Source organism: Microbacterium sp. MYb66 (assembly GCF_002979435.1).
Taxonomy (GTDB): Bacteria; Actinomycetota; Actinomycetes; order Actinomycetales; family Microbacteriaceae; genus Microbacterium.
Genome location: NZ_PCOV01000006.1, coordinates 114,028 through 132,922 on the forward strand (window position 1 = coordinate 114,028; position 18,895 = coordinate 132,922).

Annotated in this window: 18 protein-coding genes and 1 tRNA gene; 3 read left to right on the forward strand and 16 right to left on the reverse strand. The window is 68.3% G+C overall.

Annotation, left to right across the window (positions count from 1 at the left end; translation table 11 throughout):
• Nucleotides 1-112: 112 nt before the first annotated feature.
• Both CQ045_RS13235 and CQ045_RS13240 read left to right on the forward strand, forming a co-directional pair.
• Nucleotides 113-2,167: a M3 family metallopeptidase gene (locus CQ045_RS13235; RefSeq protein WP_105724443.1), complete on the forward strand. Its 2,055-nt coding sequence runs from the start codon at nt 113-115 to the stop codon at nt 2,165-2,167.
• Nucleotides 2,168-2,186: 19 nt separating this feature from the next.
• A complete protein-coding gene (locus tag CQ045_RS13240; protein ID WP_105724445.1) occupies nt 2,187-2,684 on the forward strand; it encodes a GyrI-like domain-containing protein in 498 nt (165 codons plus the stop codon).
• 28 nt (nt 2,685-2,712) lie between these two features.
• Here the strand turns inward: CQ045_RS13240 and CQ045_RS13245 are convergent, their stop codons facing one another.
• The 7 genes from CQ045_RS13245 to CQ045_RS13275 form a co-directional block, all read right to left on the reverse strand.
• Nucleotides 2,713-3,504, reverse strand: coding sequence for a hypothetical protein (locus CQ045_RS13245; RefSeq protein WP_105724447.1), 792 nt, complete (start codon nt 3,502-3,504; stop codon nt 2,713-2,715).
• Nucleotides 3,501-4,769, reverse strand: a complete 1,269-nt coding sequence (gene clpX, locus CQ045_RS13250) for an ATP-dependent Clp protease ATP-binding subunit ClpX (RefSeq protein WP_105724449.1) — start codon at nt 4,767-4,769, stop codon at nt 3,501-3,503. Before clpX ends, CQ045_RS13245 begins: the two co-directional genes overlap by 4 nt.
• A gap of 108 nt (nt 4,770-4,877) precedes the next feature.
• Entirely contained in the window at nt 4,878-6,503 is a 1,626-nt protein-coding gene (locus CQ045_RS19065) for an ABC transporter permease (RefSeq protein ID WP_105724452.1), read from the reverse strand.
• Entirely contained in the window at nt 6,500-7,339 is an 840-nt protein-coding gene (locus CQ045_RS13260) for an ABC transporter ATP-binding protein (protein ID WP_105724454.1), read from the reverse strand. The genes CQ045_RS19065 and CQ045_RS13260 overlap by 4 nt, the downstream gene beginning before the upstream one ends.
• Nucleotides 7,336-8,391 (reverse strand): ABC transporter substrate-binding protein, encoded by a 1,056-nt coding sequence (locus CQ045_RS13265; protein WP_181156558.1) that lies wholly within the window; start codon nt 8,389-8,391, stop codon nt 7,336-7,338. The genes CQ045_RS13260 and CQ045_RS13265 overlap by 4 nt, the downstream gene beginning before the upstream one ends.
• Nucleotides 8,392-8,437: 46 nt before the next feature.
• Nucleotides 8,438-9,016 (reverse strand): TIGR00725 family protein, encoded by a 579-nt coding sequence (locus CQ045_RS13270; RefSeq protein WP_105724458.1) that lies wholly within the window; start codon nt 9,014-9,016, stop codon nt 8,438-8,440.
• Nucleotides 9,013-10,002 carry a carbohydrate kinase family protein gene (locus tag CQ045_RS13275; protein WP_105724460.1) on the reverse strand — a complete coding sequence of 330 codons (990 nt, stop codon included), beginning with the start codon at nt 10,000-10,002 and terminating at the stop codon, nt 9,013-9,015. The genes CQ045_RS13270 and CQ045_RS13275 overlap by 4 nt, the downstream gene beginning before the upstream one ends.
• A 98-nt stretch (nt 10,003-10,100) precedes the next feature.
• Here CQ045_RS13275 and CQ045_RS13280 point away from each other — a divergent pair, with 98 nt between their 5' ends.
• Nucleotides 10,101-10,844, forward strand: coding sequence for a GntR family transcriptional regulator (locus CQ045_RS13280; RefSeq protein WP_181156559.1), 744 nt, complete (start codon nt 10,101-10,103; stop codon nt 10,842-10,844).
• Between the two features lie 72 nt (nt 10,845-10,916).
• Here the strand turns inward: CQ045_RS13280 and CQ045_RS13285 are convergent, their stop codons facing one another.
• From CQ045_RS13285 to CQ045_RS13325, 9 genes are all read right to left on the reverse strand, one after another.
• Nucleotides 10,917-11,786 (reverse strand): aldehyde dehydrogenase family protein, encoded by an 870-nt coding sequence (locus CQ045_RS13285; protein ID WP_105724464.1) that lies wholly within the window; start codon nt 11,784-11,786, stop codon nt 10,917-10,919.
• Nucleotides 11,783-13,225: an aldehyde dehydrogenase family protein gene (locus CQ045_RS13290; protein ID WP_105724466.1), complete on the reverse strand. Its 1,443-nt coding sequence runs from the start codon at nt 13,223-13,225 to the stop codon at nt 11,783-11,785. The genes CQ045_RS13285 and CQ045_RS13290 overlap by 4 nt, the downstream gene beginning before the upstream one ends.
• Nucleotides 13,226-13,238: 13 nt before the next feature.
• Complete coding sequence (deoC, locus tag CQ045_RS13295) at nt 13,239-14,240, reverse strand: deoxyribose-phosphate aldolase (protein WP_105724468.1); 1,002 nt, start codon at nt 14,238-14,240, stop codon at nt 13,239-13,241.
• The gene (locus CQ045_RS13300; protein ID WP_105724470.1) at nt 14,237-15,172 is read right to left on the reverse strand and encodes a sugar-binding transcriptional regulator; all 936 of its coding nucleotides are present in this window, start codon (nt 15,170-15,172) and stop codon (nt 14,237-14,239) included. The genes deoC and CQ045_RS13300 overlap by 4 nt, the downstream gene beginning before the upstream one ends.
• Before the next feature lie 154 nt (nt 15,173-15,326).
• Nucleotides 15,327-15,968, reverse strand: a complete 642-nt coding sequence (locus CQ045_RS13305; RefSeq protein ID WP_021201511.1) for an ATP-dependent Clp protease proteolytic subunit — start codon at nt 15,966-15,968, stop codon at nt 15,327-15,329.
• Between the two features lie 20 nt (nt 15,969-15,988).
• Nucleotides 15,989-16,585, reverse strand: coding sequence for an ATP-dependent Clp protease proteolytic subunit (locus CQ045_RS13310; protein WP_017830295.1), 597 nt, complete (start codon nt 16,583-16,585; stop codon nt 15,989-15,991).
• Between the two features lie 81 nt (nt 16,586-16,666).
• Nucleotides 16,667-17,161, reverse strand: a complete 495-nt coding sequence (locus tag CQ045_RS13315) for a tetratricopeptide repeat protein (RefSeq protein WP_105724472.1) — start codon at nt 17,159-17,161, stop codon at nt 16,667-16,669.
• Nucleotides 17,162-17,231: 70 nt separating this feature from the next.
• Nucleotides 17,232-18,710, reverse strand: a complete 1,479-nt coding sequence (tig, locus tag CQ045_RS13320; protein ID WP_181156561.1) for a trigger factor — start codon at nt 18,708-18,710, stop codon at nt 17,232-17,234.
• A gap of 64 nt (nt 18,711-18,774) precedes the next feature.
• Nucleotides 18,775-18,848 (reverse strand) — tRNA-Pro (locus CQ045_RS13325).
• Nucleotides 18,849-18,895: the final 47 nt, after the last annotated feature.

Genomic DNA, 18,895 nt, shown 5'->3' on the forward strand with positions numbered 1-18,895 from the left:
TTGCAAGCTTTCCTTTGCACGTGGTGTCGAGTGCACCTGCCGGGTGAGGGACCCGCACGCGAGCCCCCGAGAACCCGGGTCGCTGCGCCGCACGCATGGTTAGGCTCGGAGGATGACCGACGCCACGAATCCGCTGCTGCAGCCGTCCACGCTCCCGTACGGACTCCCCGACTACCGCGCGATCAAGCCGGAGCACTACCTCCCCGCGTTCCAGGCCGGGTTCGAGGAGCATCTCCGCGAGATCGCGCGGATCACCATGGTGCGGTCGATGCCGACCTTCGAGAACACGTTCGAGGCGCTGGAACGCTCGGGCGAGCTGCTCGACCGGGTGGCGCACGCGTTCTACACCGTGAGCTCGGCAGATGCGACGCCGGAGATCCAGGCGATCGACGAGCAGCTCGCACCCCTGATGGCCGCACATCAGGACGCGATCACGCTCGACGGGCCGCTGTACTGGCGAGTGCGGCAGGTCTACGAACAGCGCGACGCTCTCGCCCTGGACCCCGAGCAGCGCTACCTCGTGGAACGTCACCACCGCGAGATGACCCACGCGGGTGCCGCGCTCGACGACGCGGCGAAGGAGCAGCTGACCGCGCTGAACCAGAAGCTCTCCACTCTGACCAACACGTTCGAGCGCAATCTGCTGAACGACACGAACGACCTCGCCGTGGTGTTCGACTCGGCGTCCGAGCTCGATGGCCTCAGCCAGGGCGAGCTGTCGGCTGCTGCGCGGTCCGCGGCCGACCGAGGGCTCGACGGCAAGTTCCTGATCACTCTCCCTCTCTTCACCGGGCACCCCGCTCTGGCTCAGACGCGCGTACGGGAGTCGCGACGTCGCATCATGGCGGCATCGCTCGCCCGGGGGTCGCGTGACAACACCCACGACAACCGGCCCGTTCTGCTCGAGATCGTGCGGCTGCGCGCGGAGCGCGCGAGTCTCCTCGGCTACGACTCGCATGCGGCCTCTGTGACCGCCGACGAGACGGCGGGAACCCCGGATGCCGTCGAGCAGATGCTCCGGCGGCTCGCGGCGCCCGCGGCACGCAACGCGCTCGCCGAGCGGGCTGCGCTCCAGGCGATCGTCGACGAGACGGAGCCCACCCCCTTCCCGGTCGAAGCCCATGATTGGGCGTTCTACACCGAGCGCGTGCGCACGGCCCGATATGACATCGACTCGAGCGCGCTGCGTCCTTGGTTCGAAGCGGAGCGCGTCCTGCAGGACGGTGTCTTCTTCGCCGCCACGCGCTTGTACGGAGTGACGTTCTCCGAGCGCGAAGACCTCGTCGCCTACCACCCCGGCGCGCGGGTCTTCGAGGTGCGCGACCCCGACGGCTCCCCCGTCGGCCTGTATGTGCTCGACCTCTACACCCGCGACTCCAAGCGGGGCGGCGCGTGGATGAACGCGATCGTGAGTCAATCCCGTCTGCGCGGCACCGCACCGGTGGTGGTCAACAACCTGAACGTGCCGCTGCCCGGTGAAGGAGAGCCGACGCTGCTGACCCTCGACGAGGTCACCACCCTGTTCCACGAGTTCGGCCACGCGCTCCACGGCCTCTTCGCCACCGTGACCTACCCGCACTTCGCGGGCACCAACGTGTTCCGCGACTTCGTCGAGTTCCCGAGCCAGGTGAACGAGATGTGGATCCTGTGGCCGGAGGTCCTCGACAACTACGCCCGCCACCACGAGACGGGCGCACCGCTCGACCCGGCCGTCATCGAGCGCCTTCGTGCGACCGAGACCTTCGACCAGGGACACGCGACCAGCGAGTACCTGGCGGCGGCCTGGCTCGACCAGGCCTGGCATCGGCTGAGCGTCGAGGGCGCCGGCCTCGACGACGTCACGGGCTTCGAAGCGGCCGCCCTCACTGACATCGGGCTGCACGACCCCGCGGTTCCCACCCGTTACTCGTCGACCTACTTCGCGCATGTCTTCTCCGGCGGCTACAGCGCCGCGTACTACTCGTACATCTGGAGCGAGGTGCTCGACGCCGACACCGTCGACTGGTTCCATGAGAACGGCGGTCTGACGCGCGAGAACGGCGACCGGTTCCGTGAGCGCCTTCTCGGAGTGGGCGGGTCGAAGGACCCGCTGGAGGCGTACCGCGACTTCCGCGGCCGCGATGCCGAGATCGAACCGCTCCTGAAGCGTCGTGGACTGGATTCGTGAGCCATGAGACCCTGAGCGCATGAACGCATTCCCGGACGCCCCTTTCGGCCCCCTCGAACAGCTCGACCTGGAAGCCACTCCTCTCGCCGTCATCCGCCACAACGGCCTTCGCCTCACAGATCTGCAGGATGCCTTCGACGCGGGATACTCCGCGATCGCCTTGACCTTCGCCGGCGACGTGCTGATCCCGACGGGTCCCGCGCTGGCGATCTACCACGGCGACCCGATGGACGTGTTCGATCTCGAGCTCGGTTTCCCTGTGCAGTCTCCGCTCGCGAACCCGATCCCCACGGCGAGCGGGAGTGTCATCGTCGCCTCGGCGCTCCCGTCCGGTCGCGCCGTCGCGACCACGGTGCTCGGCTCCTACGACGAACTCGGCGCCGGGTGGGCCGGACTCGTCGAGCGCGCCGGCACGGAAGGGCTCCGCCCCGGCGGGGTCTGGATCGAGGTGTACGTCTCGGATCCTGGCACGACTCCGGAGGAACTTCGCACCGATCTCCTCATGCCGACCGCCTGACCTCGCGACGGCGCCACCGCCGGTGCGTCTACCGCGGCGGTGCGGTGTACAGCTCGGCCGAGCAGCCGAGTTCGCCCGGCTCCAGCCAGATCCGGTCGTACGACGGGGAGACGATCTCTCCGTCGGGAAGTCGCACCCGCAGGACGCAGTCGCTTCCCGGTGTCACCCCCACCGCCACGACTCGCTCCCCTGCCGGAGTGTCGACAGCCTCGACCGTGAACTGCGATCCGGGGAACTCCGCACGGAGCGCATCCACGAGATCCGCGACGCCCGTAGCAGTAGCCACCAGAAGCGCTCCGATCCGCTCCGCCGCGTCGGCCGGCAGCTCGGGGCGGTTCGACGAGGGCGGTGCCGCCGACTCCGTGAGCCCTTTGCACGGGATCTCCTCGTACGCGGCATCCTGCGACACCGAAACCGTGTATCGGTAGCATCGCTCGGCCGAGCCCGCTGAGGTGTGCGGGGCGAAGAGCGCTCCGCTGGAGCTCTCCGCGACGACGGCGCTGATGCGCGCCTCGATCGTGATCCCCTTCCCCTCGCCGAGGCTCCCGCTCCAGGTCAACGGCTCGACCGAGGCGCTGCGCGAGTGGAACATCTCTGCGGCGACAGTCTCGGCGTCGGTGAGATCTCGCGCGCCGCGCAGATCGTCGACCAACGCTCGGGCGACGTGTTCGACCTGGTCGGCCGCCAGATCGTCGCCGTCCTTGTCCTGCATCGACACGACGATCACGATGACGAGCACGATCCCGGCGAGAACGACCACCGCGGCCGGGATCGCGAGCACCGTCGCGGTCAGCTTCCACGGCGACCGGTGGGGCTTCACGCGCTCTTGCGCTTGCGCTCCATCACGATGGTGGGGGGCGCGCCTTCGTCGACGGCCGCGCGGGTCACGATCACCTTGGCCACGTCTTCGGCCGACGGGATCTCGAACATGATCGGGCCGAGGACGTCTTCGAGGATCGCCCGGAGACCACGCGCACCGGTCTTGCGATCGACGGCGAGGTCGGCGATGGACCGAAGGGCTTCCTCTTCGAACTCGAGCTGCACGCCGTCGATCTCGAACATGCGCTGATACTGCTTCACCAGCGCATTGCGCGGCCCGGTCAGGATGTCGATGAGCGCAGCCTGGTCGAGCGGCGAGACGGAGGTGACCACGGGCAGACGACCGATGAACTCGGGGATCAGCCCGAACTTGTGCAGGTCTTCCGGAAGCACCTCGCTGAACAGATCGAGGTCCTTGCCCTTGTCGTGCAGCGGGGCGCCGAAGCCGATGCCGTGCTTGCCGACGCGGGCGGACACGATGTCCTCGAGGCCCGCGAAGGCTCCGGCGACGATGAACAGGACGTTCGAGGTGTCGATCTGCAGGAACTCCTGGTGCGGATGTTTGCGTCCGCCCTGCGGCGGCACCGAGGCCACCGTGCCCTCGATGATCTTCAGGAGCGCCTGCTGAACGCCCTCGCCGGAGACGTCGCGGGTGATCGAGGGGTTCTCCGCCTTGCGGGCGATCTTGTCGACCTCGTCGATGTAGATGATGCCCTGCTCCGCGCGCTTGACGTCGTAGTCTGCGGCCTGGATGAGCTTGAGGAGGATGTTCTCCACGTCTTCGCCGACGTAGCCCGCCTCGGTCAAAGCAGTGGCGTCCGCGACGGCGAACGGCACGTTGAGACGCTTGGCCAGGGTCTGGGCGAGATAGGTCTTGCCGCAGCCGGTCGGCCCGATGAGCAGGATGTTGCTCTTCGCGATCTCGACCTCTTCGGCCTTCTGCTCCGCCGGCTGAAGGGTGCCGTGCGCGCGGATCCTCTTGTAGTGGTTGTACACGGCGACGGAGAGCGCACGCTTGGCGGGCTCCTGGCCGACAACGTACTCCTCGAGGAACGAGAAGATCTCGCGGGGCTTGGGAAGCTCGAACTCGGCGACGCCGTCAGCGGACGACTCCGCCATCCGCTCCTCGATGATCTCGTTGCACAGCTCGACGCATTCGTCGCAGATGTACACGCCGGGGCCGGCGATGAGCTGCTGGACCTGCTTCTGGCTCTTTCCGCAGAAAGAGCATTTGAACAGGTCAGCGCTTTCACCGATGCGTGCCATGCGCGTCCTCCTATGGGGGATCAGAGATCGTCCTTCGAGCCTAACCTCTGCATGCGACACAGGGCCGCATTGGCGCGGACTCGTCCTCCGACGAGTCCGCGCCGGGGGTCAACCGCCCCAGTGCCTCCGGACGACTCCTTCGAGGATCGACGCGAGGCCGTACAGCAGCAGGGAGGAGACGGTGATCGCCACGACGCACGCCCAGACGAACGTGTTGTCCGATCGTCCGATGGCCGACACGATCCCGTAGCCGAGGCCGTTGCCCGTCGCAAGCCACTCGGCGAGCAGAGCACCTCCGATCGCGCCGGGGATGGCGATGCGGATCGACGAGAACAGCGCCGGAAGCGCCGCGGGGATGCGGACCATCCGCATCACGGTGGGTCCTCGTCCGCCGTACACGCTGACCAGGTCCGTCATCTGCGGCGGTGTGCTGCGCAGTCCCATGGTGAGGTTCACCAGCGCCGGGAAGAAGACCACGAGACCGCCGATCACCGAGAGCGTCATGATGTCGCGCCCGAAGATCAGGATGACGATCGGGGCCAGCGCCACGAGCGGCACCGAACGCATCATCATCGCCAGCGGCATGATCGCGAACTCGAGCGCCGGGATCAGGACGAAGAGCATGGCGACGATGATCGCCACACCGAGCCCGGCGGTGAAGCCGATCGCCGCATGTCCGAGCGTGGTCGCGGTCTCCCCGAGGATCTGCACGCGGTTCGACGCGGCGTCCTCCGCGGTGAAGAAGAACCCGGCGACGTCGAGCGGGCTCTTGCCGACGAAGGGCGACACGTCGAACACCCGCAGCGCGATGTCCCAGAGCGCGACGAGCACGACGACGGTGAGGAGACTCCACGCGACCGCGCGCCAGCCACCACGGCCGCGCAGGGCATCGTCGGTCGCGAATCCGGCGGTCGTGGCTTCGGCGACGAGTCCGCCCCGGCGAGCGATCCACTGCAGTCCCCCGATCAGCGCGAACGAGCCGCCGGCGATCACCGCCGCGATCAGGGCGACCGCCCAGGTGCGCTCGACGTCCATGTTCTGCTGCGCGTTGACCATCGCGGCTCCGAGGCCCCGATCGACGCCTCCCACGTACTCGCCGAGGATCGCACCGAGCAGTGCTCCGGGAGCAGCGATCTTGAGAGCGCTGAAGATCGACGGCAGCGCGGAGAAGAGCTGCACCTTTCGCAGTCGGGTCACCGGGCCACCGCCGTACGCGGTCACGAGGTCGAGCGCGCGACGATCCGCGGAGCGGAATCCCAGCAGGGCGTTCACGACGGTCGTGAAGAACACGGCGAACGCGGCGAGCACGATCGCGGTTCCCGAGGGCGCTCCGCCACGGGGTGCGCCGACGAGCAGGTAGACGATCGGTCCGATGGCCACGATCGGAACGCAGTAGCTGATCACGGCGAGCTGCACGACGAAGCGCTCCGTCACCGGGACCACCAGCGCCACGGCCGCAGCGAGCAGGCCGAGCCCCACCCCGATGCCGTAACCCTGAATGGCCTCGAGCATCGTGACCGAGGCGTTGGTCCAGTAGAAGGCGAAGCCGTCGCCGACGAGCTGGCCGATCACGGCCGGCGGCGTCGGCACCGTGCCGGCCGCCGCAAGAGGACCTGCCGCGAGCAGCCACCAGATCGCGAGGACGGCGAGCGTCCCCAGCAGCCCCATCAGCCGCGGGTCGATGCTGCGTCGACGCGACAGGGAGCCGACCGCGACCGCGACCGTCGCGCTCATCGCTGCTCTCCGGCGGGCAGGCCGTTCTTCTCCTCGAAGAGCAGCTCGGTGGCGTGGTCGACGAGCTCATGGAACTCGGGCGAACGCAGCAGCTCCGGCGTCCGCGGGCGCGGCAGGTCGATCTCGAGGATCGTCTTGACCCGTCCCGGCCGCGCACTCATCACCGCGACCCGGTCGGCGAGGAAGATCGCCTCGGTGATGCCGTGTGTCACCAGCAGCGTCGAGGCCGGCTTCGCGGCGAGGATGCGCTGCAGCTCGAGGTTCATCCGCTGCCTGGTCATGTCGTCGAGCGCGCCGAACGGCTCGTCGAGGAGCAGCACGGACGGCTGCACGGCCAGCGCCCTGGCGATCGAGACACGCTGACGCATGCCGCCGGACAGCTGCGCCGGTCGCGCGTTCTCGAAGCCTTTGAGCCCGACGAGCCCGATCAGCTCGGTGAGCTGCTCGCGATCCACGTCCACTCCGGAGATCTCCAGGGGCAGTCGGACGTTCGCGTACACACTGCGCCACGGCAGCAGCGCCGAGTCCTGGAACGCGATCCCCATCTGGTGCTGTGCACGGATGCGCGCCGGATCCTCGCCGTGCACGAGCGCCTCGCCCGCGCTGGGCTCGTCGAGGCCCGCGAGGATGCGCAGGATCGTGGACTTGCCGCAGCCGGACGGGCCGAGAAGGGCGAGCAGCTCGCCGCGTCCCGTCTCGAGCGAGACGTCGGAGAGAGCCGTCACCGTACCGCGTCCACGGCCGAAGGTCTTCGTGAGCCCTCTCAGAGAGAAGCCTCCGGATGCGTCGGGGACGGACGACGGCGATGCGGACAGGTCCGCCAGAGGGGCGCTCACTTGGTCACCTTCAGGAGTTCGGGGTGCTCGGCGTAGATCTCCTCGAGCAGGCTCATGTCGAACAGATCCTCGGCGGCGATGTCGACCCCCGCGAAGGAGATGGCCTCGACGTTGCGCTCGATCGCCTCTGGGGTGAGGAGGAACAGGCCCGACTCGATGCTGCTGTCCGGGTAGACATAGCCGACCTGGATCTCGGCCTGTGCAGCCTCCTTCTCGGGGTTCAGCCCGAGGTCGGCCCCGTACTCCTCCAGCGCCAGGTCGACGCCCTTCTGGGGATCGGCGACGGCCTGGGTCCACCCCTTGATCTCCGCGAGGAGGAATGCCTTCACGCGATCGCGGTCCTCCGCGAGCGCCTCCTCCGTGACGATGAAGCTCGTACCGGCGAACGGCAACCCGTTCTCCGCGAGCGGGAGCGAGACGACCTTCTCGCCCTGCTGCTCCAGCACGATGCGCTCGTTGGTGTCGAGGCCGAAGTAGCCGTCGACCTCGCCATTGGTCAGCAGCGCCGGGTTTCCCTCAGCCGGCACGAACTCGATCGAGTCGGGATCGATGCCGTTGGCATTGGCCAGCGCCTCGACGATGGTCTGCGCGGTACCGGCGGTCACACCGATGCGGGCACCTTCGAGATCCTCGGGCGTGCGGATCGCGGTCGGCCCGTCCATCGACAGGATGGTGAATGCATTGAGCTGATAGACGGATCCGATGATCTTCACCGGCATGCCTTCGGCCGCGATGACGTTGGCCGTCGTGAGCGCCGTCGAGAATCCGACATCGGCTTTTCCTGAGGCGACGGAGGCCTCCACCGCCGTCGGGCCGGCGATCAGGTCGACGCTGCTGAATCCTTCGTCGAGATAGAGCCCCTCGCTGTCGGCGATGTACTCGCCGCTGTTCTGGGCGTTCTTGACGAACGAGAGCTGCAGCGCGAGATCACCGAACGACGGCTCGCCGTCCGCGCCGGAGCCGGAGGCGGACGCGGAGCAGGAGGTCAGGGCTGCGAGCAGGGTCACCGCAGAGGCGGCGGCGAGCACGGAGCGGGTGCGGATGGACATCATTGTTTCTCCTCGATCGGGGTCGGGTGTGGGAGTGGATGAGGGAGGGTCACGCGCCGGCGTGGCCGATGTGGGCCTGGAGTCCGCCGCTGCGCCGCGGGCGGCTGATCGCTGCGAGGGCGAGCGCGACGGCATCTGCGGGCGAGTCGACGAACTCGAGCTCGGCGCTGCGGCGTTCATCGAGCCACCGTTCGTCGACGAGCGAGTCGCGGATGCGGTCGGACCAGCCGCCGCTGCCGCGGAGAACCACGACCGGGGTGCCCACGTCGTACGCGATGGTGAGCTCGTTGAGGGTGCCGACGCCTCCGCCGATCATGACGATCGCGTCGCAGCAGCGGGCGGTGAGGATGTTGCGCATGGTACCCATGCCGGTCGGGAACGCCACGTCGAGGTGGTCGTTGGCGTGCGTGTAGTCCGCCTGCGGCAGGAATCCGATGGTGAAGCCTCCTGCAGCCTTGGCTCCCTCGGCCGATGCGTCCATGACTCCACCGGTACCGCCGTTGACGAGTACGGCTCCGGCGTCGGCGATCAGGCGCCCCACCTCTCGCGCCGATGCGAGCAGCTCCGGAGCCAGCACGACGCCCGGTCTCGCGGCGTTGCCGATCACGCCGATCGTGGTCTTCCTCATAGGGGGGTCACTCCTTCTCGAACGCGCGCGATGCGCTGGGCAAGGTCTTCGGTGGCGGGTGCCGCCAGGTCGAGCGGGCTCGCCGCGTCGAGGGCGTAGGTCGCGTAGGCCGAGGCCTCGACGGCCGCGGACAGCAGGTCGCGTCCGGCGGCCCGCGCGGTGGCGAAGGTCCCGCAGAACACATCGCCCGCGCCCGTGGCGTCCAGGTGCTCCCCGACGGGGTACGCGGGAACAGCCCAGGCCTCGCCCGACCTCGCATCGGAGACGAGTGCGCCGTCGGCACCGCGCTTCATCACGACGACGGGCGCGCCGTACTCGTGGAACCGTGCGACCAGATCGTGGTGGTCGACGCCGGGCGCGAAGACGTCGGTGTCCGAGCTGCTGGGAAGGAAGACGTCCACCAGGGACAGGTGGTCCTTGAGCACGGCGTCTCCGTCGCGGCGCAATTCGAAACGAGCCGGGCAGTCGACCTGGATGTCCGCTGCCCCCGCGTCGCGGAGCCCGGTCACCAGCTCGGCGAAGCGCACGGCAGGCAGGAGCCCGAGGTGCCACCGGGCAGCCCGCGTCGGGGCCAGGTCGGCGGCGGTCGGCAGCGTTGCCAGCGTGAGCGCCGGGTCACGGGTCGTGTCGGCGAACTCCGGTCGAACCGTGTCCGGGAGGACCGCGACTGCTCCGGCGGGGGCCGGCTGCGCCCGGGAGCCGTCCGGCCGATAGGCGAAGGTCACACGGGCGTTGCGCGCCGCGTCCGAGCGACGGACACCTGAGACGTCGATACCGCGGGTGGCGATCGTCGCCAGGTCAGCCGGCGAGTAGTCTGCCCCGACGACGGCGTGCGCGACGGGGGCTCCTCCGGCAAGTACGCCCGCCCCCATGGATGCCCACAGCGCATTGCCGCCGAGCTGTCCGGTGGACCAGGTTCCATCGGCGCGGATGATCGCATCGATGGTGAAGCCGCCCACGATGTCGACTCGGTTCTCCGACTGCACTGTCTCACCTCTGTTTAAACAAACGAACTACAATGTCTATTGCTCGACAAGATACTACACATTGAGACCACGCGGAGGACTTTGCCAGAATGACGATCATGAATCTCCCTCCGGTCCGCGATCGCCGTCCGCTGGCCGTGCAGGTGTACGACCGCCTGTTCGATGCCCTCTCCAACGCATCCGGCTCCCCCGCCGCCCTCCCGACGGAAGAAGAGCTGACACGCCAACTGGGCGTGAGCCGCACCACGGTCCGGCAGGCGCTGGCCCTCCTCGAGGAGGACGGCGTGATCGAGCGCGGCCCGGGGCGCCGTCGCCACGTCGCCGGAACCGCTCCGGCGCGCGCCGGCACGGTTGTCGCTCTCGAGACCATGGTCCGCGCGCCGGAGCGTATCCTCGTGCGCCGCATAGCCCGCACCCTCTCCCCCGCCACGGAGTGGAACTCGCGACTGCTCGGCATCGACCGCGGCGACGAGATCGTGACCTGGGAGAGCGAGCTGCTGATCGACGACACCGTCGTCGCCAGTGCGCTGGAGTTCATCCAGGCATCGGACGAACCGGTGACGCAGACGGAGGACGCCACGCTCTTCGCACAGCTCGGTGCCCAGTATCAAGCGAAGGCGGAACTCGCCTCGCTGCGGATCGCGCCGTACATCACCGACACGCGTCGCATCGGTCGCAGAAGACAGGGGGCGTCGCTGATCACTCTCACCTTCACCACCCGCGCCCCCGGGAAGCCGACCTATCTCGCGAAGCACGTGGTCGATCTCGACGCCGTGCCGCTCGAACTGCTGACGGGCTCAGCGGCGGCCGATGCCGAGGGAGGGGACGAGGAGACCGGCTGACTCGTCCGCATGCGCGGAGGGCCCTGCAGCGCTTCACGCGCCGCAGGGCCCTCCGTCGATTCGTGACAGCTGTTACACGAGACTCTTGGTGTGCCAGACGGTCTTCACCTCGGTGAAGGCGCCGATGCGCTCCGGGGAGGCGACGACCTCACCGGGGGCGAGGACGCGCTTCAGAGTCTCGGCGGCGGCGATCTGCATGTCGACCCAGTCGAGGTCGCCCGCACCGGCCAGGTCGAGCGCGTTCACGTCCTGATGGGACGCCAGCCACGGAGCGATCTCCGCCGGAGAGCCGGTGAGCACGTTGACGACTCCGCCGGGGACATCGCTGGTGGTCAGAACCTCGGCGAGGCTGATGGCCGAGAGCGGGTGACGCTCGCTCGCGACGACCACCACCGCGTTGCCGGCGACGAGTGCCGGCGCGACGACCGACACCAGACCGAGCAGCGCCGAATCCTGCGGAGCGACGATCGCGACGACACCGGTCGGTTCCGGCACCGAGATGTTGAAGTACGGCCCCGACACGGGGTTCGCATTGCCCGCGACCTGCGCGTACTTGTCGCACCAGCCCGCGTACCAGACCCAGAGATCGATCGCCTCGTCCACCTGCGCTCCGGCGGCGGCGGTCGACCCGCCCTCCTGCGCGACGATCTCGTCGATGAACTGTGCGCGTCGGCCTTCGAGGACCTCGGCGACGCGGTAGAGCACCTGGCCACGGTTGTAGGCGGTCGCGCCCGACCATCCCTTGACGGCCGCGCGCGCGGCGACGACGGCATCGCGAGCATCCTTGCGGGATCCCTGCGCGGCGTTCGCGAGGAAGGCCCCCTGGGGACTGAGCACCTCGTACGTGCGGCCGGACTCGCTCCGCGGGAAGGCCCCGCCGATCGCCAGCTTGTACGTCTTCGGAACACTGAGTCGGTTGCTGGCACTGGGTCGCTTGCTCATGCTGCGGCTCCCTTGAGGTAGGCGGTGAGCCCCTGGCGGCCGCCCTCGCGGCCGAATCCGGACTCCTTGTAGCCGCCGAACGGGCTCGACGGATCGAAGCGGTTGAAGGTGTTGGCCCAGATCACGCCGGCACGCAGGCGATCGGCCACCGCGAGGATGCGCGAGCCCTTGTCGGACCAGATCCCTGCGGACAGACCGTAGGGCGTGTTGTTCGCCTTCGCGATCGCCTCGGCGGGCGTACGGAAGGTGAGCACCGAGAGCACGGGGCCGAAGACCTCGTCACGCGCGATGCGATGCGACGCCTCGACACCGGTGAAGATCGTCGGTGCGAACCAGAAGCCCTGTTCCGGAATCGCGCAGTCTGCGGTCCAGCGCTCTGCGCCCTCTGCCTCACCGATGTCGCTGAGCTCACGGATGCGAGCGAGCTGCGCGGCGGAGTTGATCGCACCGATGTCGGTGTTCTTGTCGAGCGGATCGCCGAGACGAAGGGTCGACAGGCGCGTCTTGAGCCGGTCGACGACCTCGTCGTGGATCGACTCCTGCACCAGCAGACGGCTTCCGGCGCAGCAGACGTGACCCTGGTTGAAGAAGATCCCGTTCACGATGCCTTCGACGGCCTGGTCGATGGGCGCATCGTCGAAGACGATGTTCGCAGCCTTGCCGCCGAGCTCCAGCGTCAGCTTCTTGCTCGTGCCGGCCACGGCCCGCGCGATGTCGCGGCCGACTCCGGTCGAACCGGTGAAGGCGACTTTGTCGACGCCGGGGTGGCGCACGAGCGTGGAGCCGGTGGCGCCGGCCCCGGTCACGATGTTCACGACGCCGGCCGGAAGGTCGGCCTGCTGCAGGATCTCCGCGAAGATCAGCGCCGTGAGCGGAGTGGTCTCGGCCGGCTTGAGCACGACCGTGTTGCCTGCGGCGAGAGCGGGAGCGATCTTCCACGCCAGCATCAGCAGCGGGAAGTTCCACGGGATGATCTGCCCCGCGACGCCGAGCGCGCGAGGGTTCGCCCCGAGCCCCGCATGATCGAGCTTGTCGGCCCAGCCGGCGTAGTAGAAGAACCAGGAGGCGACGAGCGGCACGTCGACGTCGCGGCTCTCCTTGATCGGCTTCCCGTTGTCGAGGCTCTCCGCGACGGCGAGCTCGCGGGCGCGCTCCTGCACGAGTCGGGCGATGCGGAAGAGGTACTTCCCCCGGTCGCGGCCGCTCATCTTCGACCAGGTCTTGTCGTAGGCACGGCGCGCGGCGGCGACCGCACGGTCGACGTCCTCGTCACTGGCCGAGGCGATCTCGGCGATGTGCTTTTCGGTCGCCGGCGAGATGGTGTTGAACGGGGTGCCGGAGCCGTCGACGAACTCGCCGCCGATGAACAGGCCGTAGCTGTTCTTGAGGTTCAGGACCGCGGTGGACTCCGGTGCCGGAGCGTATTCCAGAAATGACATGTTCGTCTTCCCGTCAGTCGATCGTGACGTAGTCGGGGCCCGAGTAGTGGCCGGAGCTGAGCTTCTGACGCTGCAGGAGCACGTCGTTGAGGAGGCTGGAGGCGCCGAAGCGGAAGAGGTGCGGCTGCAGCCACTCCTCCCCGACCGTCTCGGCGACCGTGACGAGATACTTCACCGCGTCCTTCGAGGAGCGGATGCCACCGGCCGGCTTCACGCCGATCTTCTCGCCCGTTCCCCGATGCCAGTCGCGCACGGTCTCCAGCATGAGGAGCGTCGTCGGAAGCGTCGCCGCAGGCTGCACCTTGCCCGTCGACGTCTTGATGAAATCGCCTCCGGCCAGGATGCCGAGCCAGGAGGCGCGCTTGATGTTGTCGTAGGTGTTCAGCTCACCGGTCTCCAGGATCACCTTGAGCGAGGCGTATGAGCCGTCCTCACGACGGCATGCCTCCTTCACCTGGGCGATCTGATCGAACACGAGGCCGTATCGGCCGGAGAGGAACGCCCCCCGATCGATGACCATGTCGATCTCGTCGGCCCCGGCCGCGACCGCTTCGGCGGTGTCCGCGAGCTTGATCGCGAGCGAAGCACGGCCGCTCGGGAACGCCGTGGCCACGGCGGCGACCGAGATCAGACCGTCATCGGGGTCGCCGTGCAGGCTGCCGAGCGCGGTGACCGCGTCACCGACCATGTCCCCGTACACGCACACCGCGGCGACCCGCGGCGTCGTCGGGTCAGCGGCATCCGGGGTCTTCGCCTTGGCGACGAGCGAGCGCACCTTGCCGGGGGTGTCGGCGCCTTCGAGGGTGGTGAGGTCGATCAGCTTGATGATCGTGTCCAGCGCCCACGCCTTCGAGGTGGTCTTGATGGATCGCGTGCCGAGTCCGGCAGCCCGCTGTTCCAGACCGACGGCGTCCACACCGGGGAGTCCGTGCAGGAAGCGCCGGAGCGTGGCGTCGTCGGGCTCACCGCCGAGAACATCCACCGCCGTCCTGCGGCTGAGTTCTTTGGTCGTCACTGTTCCTCCAACAATGCTCGTGCTGTGGTCTCATCGGTCACCAGTACGCCGCACAGGCCGCTGGTCACGACTGTACGCGCGATGTCGTGCTTGGCGGGGCCCGCCGTGACGAAGATCGCGCGGGTGGCTCCGCGCAGCCGGTCGAGCGAGACGCCGACCGTTCGGGCGTCGAGCTGCGAGTCGACGATGTTGCCCTCGGCATCGACGTATCGGCCGAGAACATCGCCGACCGCGCCGCGTCGGGCGAGCTCTTCCACGTCCTCCGCGCTGAGGTATCCGTTCTCGACATGGGCGGACGAAGCATCGCAGGGGCCGGCGGTGAACAGGAAGGCCTGAGCCTCCGCGGCCTCTTCCAGGACGGCCGCGACGGTGCGGTCCGACTCGATGGCCTGCTTGGTCTCGACGCGCTCCAGGATGGCGGGACTCGGCAGCAAGGACACCTGGCCCGAAGCGCGCTGCGCGATCGTGACGGCCAGTCCGGCCGCCCCGCCGGAGCGACGGTTCAGACTCACTCCCCCGTTGAGCTGCACGACGGTGACGCCGTTGGCCCAGCCGTCCGGGAGCGCCTCGGCGACGGCGCGCAGCGTGCGGCCCCAGCTCACCCCGAGCGTGCGGGGAACCGGCCGCAGGGCGGTCAGGAAATCGGCGGCGGCCTGTGCGACGCGCTCCAGGGTGCCGTCATCGCCCTCGGGTGCGGGCACCACGACGGCGTCCGTCAGACCGAAGCGATCCACCAGAAGCCTCTCGAGGCCGAGTCGACGCGCGCGGGGGTGCACGATCTCGATACGCACGATGCCGCGTTCTCGCGCCTGCGTCAGGAGGCGTCCGACCTTCCAGCGGGAGATCTTCAGGAGTCCGCCGATCTCGTCCTGGGTCTTGTCCTCGTCGTAATACAGCTCGGCGACGCGGACCATGAGCAGATCTTCTTCCACGGCATCCTCCTTCCATCTCCAGCGTAGGCGGTGAACTGCGTTCGCGCATCTGGATGCTCATATGCGCACCGTCGCGTAGGGCCGCTGCACATCCGCCGGAGACGACGAAAGGACGCCCGCCATGATGACGGACGTCCTTTCGAGGTCGAGCGGGTCAGACGCGCTTGCGCGTCGTGAGCACCTGGTCGACGATGCCGTACTCCAGCGCCTGAGCCGCGGAGAGGATGTTGTCGCGATCGATGTCGCGGTTCACCTGCTCCGGAGTGCGCTTGGTGTGCCCGGCGAGGGTCTCTTCGAGCCAGGTCCGCATGCGGAGGATCTCCGCGGCCTGGATCTCGATGTCGGAGGCCTGACCGTGGCCGGCCTCCCCCATCGCGGGCTGGTGGATCAGCACGCGGGCGTTCGGAAGTGCGAGGCGCTTGCCCGGCGCACCGGCCGCCAGCAGCACGGCCGCAGCGGATGCCGCCTGGCCGAGCACCACGGTCTGGATCTGCGGCGCGACGTACTGCATCGTGTCGTAGATCGCCGTCATCGCGGTGAACGAGCCACCGGGCGAGTTGATGTACATCGTGATGTCGCGCTCGGCATCCTGGCTCTCCAGGACGAGGAGCTGCGCCATGACGTCGTCGGCCGAGGCGTCGTCGACCTGCACGCCGAGGAAGATCACGCGGTCTTCGAACAGCTTGTTGTACGGGTCCTGACGCTTGAAGCCGTAGGCCGTGCGCTCTTCGAACTGCGGCAGCACGTAGCGGCTGGAGGGCAGGTCACCGGCTGAGCGGAAGGTGGGTGTGTACATGAGCGTCCTTTCGCTTTCCGTTACTCGGTGTCCTGGTCGGTTCCGCCGCCGCCGATGACGTCGGAGGCCGATTCCCGGATGTGGTCGACGAAGCCGTACTCGAGCGCTTCCTCGGCGGTGAACCAGCGGTCGCGGTCACCGTCGGCGTTGATCTGCTCGACCGACTTGCCGGTCTGCGCCGCCGTGATCTCGGCGAGGCGGTTCTTCATCGACATGATGAGCTGCGCCTGCGTCTGGATGTCGCTCGACGTACCGCCGAAGCCACCGTGCGGCTGGTGCAGCAGCACTCGCGCGTTGGGCGTGATGTACCGCTTGCCCTTGGTGCCGGCGGTCAGCAGCAGCTGACCCATCGACGCGGCCATTCCGATGCCGACCGTGACGATGTCGTTCGGCACGAACTGCATCGTGTCGTAGATCGCCATACCGGCGGTGATCGAGCCGCCGGGTGAGTTCACGTAGAGATAGATGTCTCGCTCGGAGTCTTCTGCGGCGAGAAGAAGGATCTTCGCGCAGATCTCGTTCGCGTTCTCGTCGCGCACCTCCGAACCCAGCCAGATGATGCGGTCCTTCAGCAACCTGTCGAAGACGCTCGTTGCGAGGAGGGGTTCTGCAGCCATGTCAGCTCCTGATTCCGTGTTTCAGTGATTCGAATCTACCGGCGACAACGCAGCGCTCAGGCCGTGTTCGCCGTCGGCATATCAGGTGTCGGCGTCCGCGATCTCGCGGGCGTACGCCGTCATCGAGCGGTGGTAGCGCGGGAGGTGCGGCACCAGGGCGAGCAGCGCCACCGAGAGGCCCTGCGCCGGCCGTCCTGCGCTTGCGAGGATCAGGGCGTGGACCGAGGCGATGGCGTCTCGATACGGGCCGTCGCCCGACAGCTCCTCCTCGGCGCGGATCACCGCCAGCGCTTCGTCGTATTCGCCGAGGTTCCGCAGCGAGCTGGCCATCTGGATCACGCACGGCGGACGATGATCCTCATCCAGCCCGAGCGCCAGCGCACGTCGATACAGCTCCACCGCCTCGGCCGGTCGCCCTGCGGAGTCCCGCGCACCGGCGCGCTCGAACTCGGCACGGCCGTCGTCCGGTCCACGCTCTGCGGCAAGAGCATCGATGCGGGCGATCGTGTCGTCGCCGACCTCTTCGCCTGTCGCGTCGTCCCACACCTCGTCGATGCGCTCATCCCACGTCTTCATCGCTGCCTCTCCTGGATGGAAAAGAGGGCGGATGCCGCAGCATCCGCCCTCTTCACTGGATCGTGTCCGATCACTCGGCCTTGTCGGCCGCCTTCTTGGCCGGAGCCTTCTTGGCGGCGGGCTTCTTGGCAGCAGGCTTCTTCTCGGCGGGCTCCTCCGCAGCATCGGCGTCGGCCTTCTTGGCCGGAGCCTTCTTCGCAGGGGCCTTCTTGGCCGGAGCCTTCTTCGCCGGCTTCTCCTCGGCCTCCGCCTCAGCCTCAGCGGCCTCGTCGTCGGTGACGATGAAGTCGGACAGATCGACGGGCTTGCCGTTGCTGTCGACGACCTTCACCTTGCCGAGCGCGATCGCGAGCGCCTTGTTGCGGGCGACCTCGCCGACGAGCGCCGGCAGCTGGTTGGAGGACTGCAGCGCCTCGACGAACTCCTGCGGCGCCATGCCGTACTGCGCAGCCGACTGGATGAGGTACTGGCTGAGCTCTTCCTGCGACACCTGCACGTCGGCCTGCTCGGCGATCGTGTCGAGGAGCACCTGCGTGCGGAACTGCTTCTCGCTCGCCTCGGTGACCTCGGCACGGTGCACGTCGTCTTCGAGACGACCTTCGCCCTCGAGGTGGCTGTGCACCTCGTCCTCGATGAGCTGCGGCGGGACGGGGATCTCGATCTGCTCGAGCAGCGCCTCGACGAGCTTGTCGCGCGCGGCCGAGCCCTGCGTGAACACGCCCTGCTGCGCGACGCGCTCGGCCAGGCTCTCGCGGAGCTCGGCGATCGTGTCGAACTCGCTCGCGATCTGCGCGAAGTCGTCGTCGGCCTCCGGGAGCTCGCGCTCCTTGACGGCCTTGACCGTCACCGAGACCTCGGCCTCGGAGCCGGCGTGGTCGCCGCCGACGAGAGCCGAGCGGAAGGTGGTGTCCTCGCCTGCGGTGAGCGACTCGATCGCGTCATCGATGCCCTCGAGCAGCTCGCCGGAGCCGATCTCGTAGGAGACGCCTTCGGCGCGGTCGATCTCGGCACCGTCGATCGTGGCGACGAGGTCGAGCTCGACGAAGTCGCCCTTTGCGGCAGGACGGTCGACGGGGACGAGCGTGCCGAAGCGGGCGCGCATGTTGTCGAGCTCGGCGTCGAGCGCGGCCTCGTCGGCCTCGACGGCGTCGACCGTCACGGTGATGCCGTCGTACGAGGGGAGCTCGATCTCGGGGCGGACGTCCACCTCGATGTCGACGAGCAGATCGCCGGAGAAGTCCTTCTCATTCGGCCACTGCGTGATGTCGGCGGCCGGGCGACCGACGACGCGCAGCTTGTGCTCGACCGTCGCGTCGCGGAAGAACTTGTCCAGGCCCTCGTTCACCGCGTGCTCGATCACGGCACCGCGACCGATGCGCTGATCGATGATCGGCGCCGGGACCTTGCCCTTACGGAAGCCGGGGATCTGGACATCCTGAGCGATGTGCTCATAGGCGTGAGCGATGCTCGGCTTGAGGTCGTCCGGGGTGACCGTGATGCTGAGCTTGACCCGGGTCGGGGTCAGCTTCTCGACGGTGCTGTTCGCCATGCTGGTGTGTTCTCCTTGTGATTTCCGCATCGGATCGCGGCTGTAAAGGTCTGTGGGGGCCGTGTCGGGGCGACAGGAGTTGAACCTGCGACCTCCCGCTCCCAAAGCGGGCGCTCTACCAAGCTGAGCTACGCCCCGGGGAATCCGCACGCAGATTCAGCCCCACCGAGTCTAACGGACAGGAG

Bases quoted from the DNA above. Each gene is read 5' to 3' on its own strand.
- CQ045_RS13285 (WP_105724464.1), bottom strand. From the start codon at position 11,786: ATGAGCAAGCGACCCAGTGCCAGCAACCGACTCAGTGTTCCGAAGACG.
- CQ045_RS19065 (WP_105724452.1), bottom strand. From the start codon at position 6,503: ATGAGCGCGACGGTCGCGGTCGCGGTCGGCTCCCTGTCGCGTCGACGC.
- tig (WP_181156561.1), bottom strand. From the start codon at position 18,710: ATGGCGAACAGCACCGTCGAGAAGCTGACCCCGACCCGGGTCAAGCTC.
- CQ045_RS13280 (WP_181156559.1), top strand. From the start codon at position 10,101: ATGAATCTCCCTCCGGTCCGCGATCGCCGTCCGCTGGCCGTGCAGGTG.
- CQ045_RS13290 (WP_105724466.1), bottom strand. From the start codon at position 13,225: ATGTCATTTCTGGAATACGCTCCGGCACCGGAGTCCACCGCGGTCCTG.
- CQ045_RS13305 (WP_021201511.1), bottom strand. From the start codon at position 15,968: ATGTACACACCCACCTTCCGCTCAGCCGGTGACCTGCCCTCCAGCCGC.
- CQ045_RS13315 (WP_105724472.1), bottom strand. From the start codon at position 17,161: ATGAAGACGTGGGATGAGCGCATCGACGAGGTGTGGGACGACGCGACA.
- CQ045_RS13270 (WP_105724458.1), bottom strand. From the start codon at position 9,016: ATGAGGAAGACCACGATCGGCGTGATCGGCAACGCCGCGAGACCGGGC.
- CQ045_RS13235 (WP_105724443.1), top strand. From the start codon at position 113: ATGACCGACGCCACGAATCCGCTGCTGCAGCCGTCCACGCTCCCGTAC.
- CQ045_RS13240 (WP_105724445.1), top strand. From the start codon at position 2,187: ATGAACGCATTCCCGGACGCCCCTTTCGGCCCCCTCGAACAGCTCGAC.
- CQ045_RS13265 (WP_181156558.1), bottom strand. From the start codon at position 8,391: ATGATGTCCATCCGCACCCGCTCCGTGCTCGCCGCCGCCTCTGCGGTG.
- CQ045_RS13310 (WP_017830295.1), bottom strand. From the start codon at position 16,585: ATGGCTGCAGAACCCCTCCTCGCAACGAGCGTCTTCGACAGGTTGCTG.
- clpX (WP_105724449.1), bottom strand. From the start codon at position 4,769: ATGGCACGCATCGGTGAAAGCGCTGACCTGTTCAAATGCTCTTTCTGC.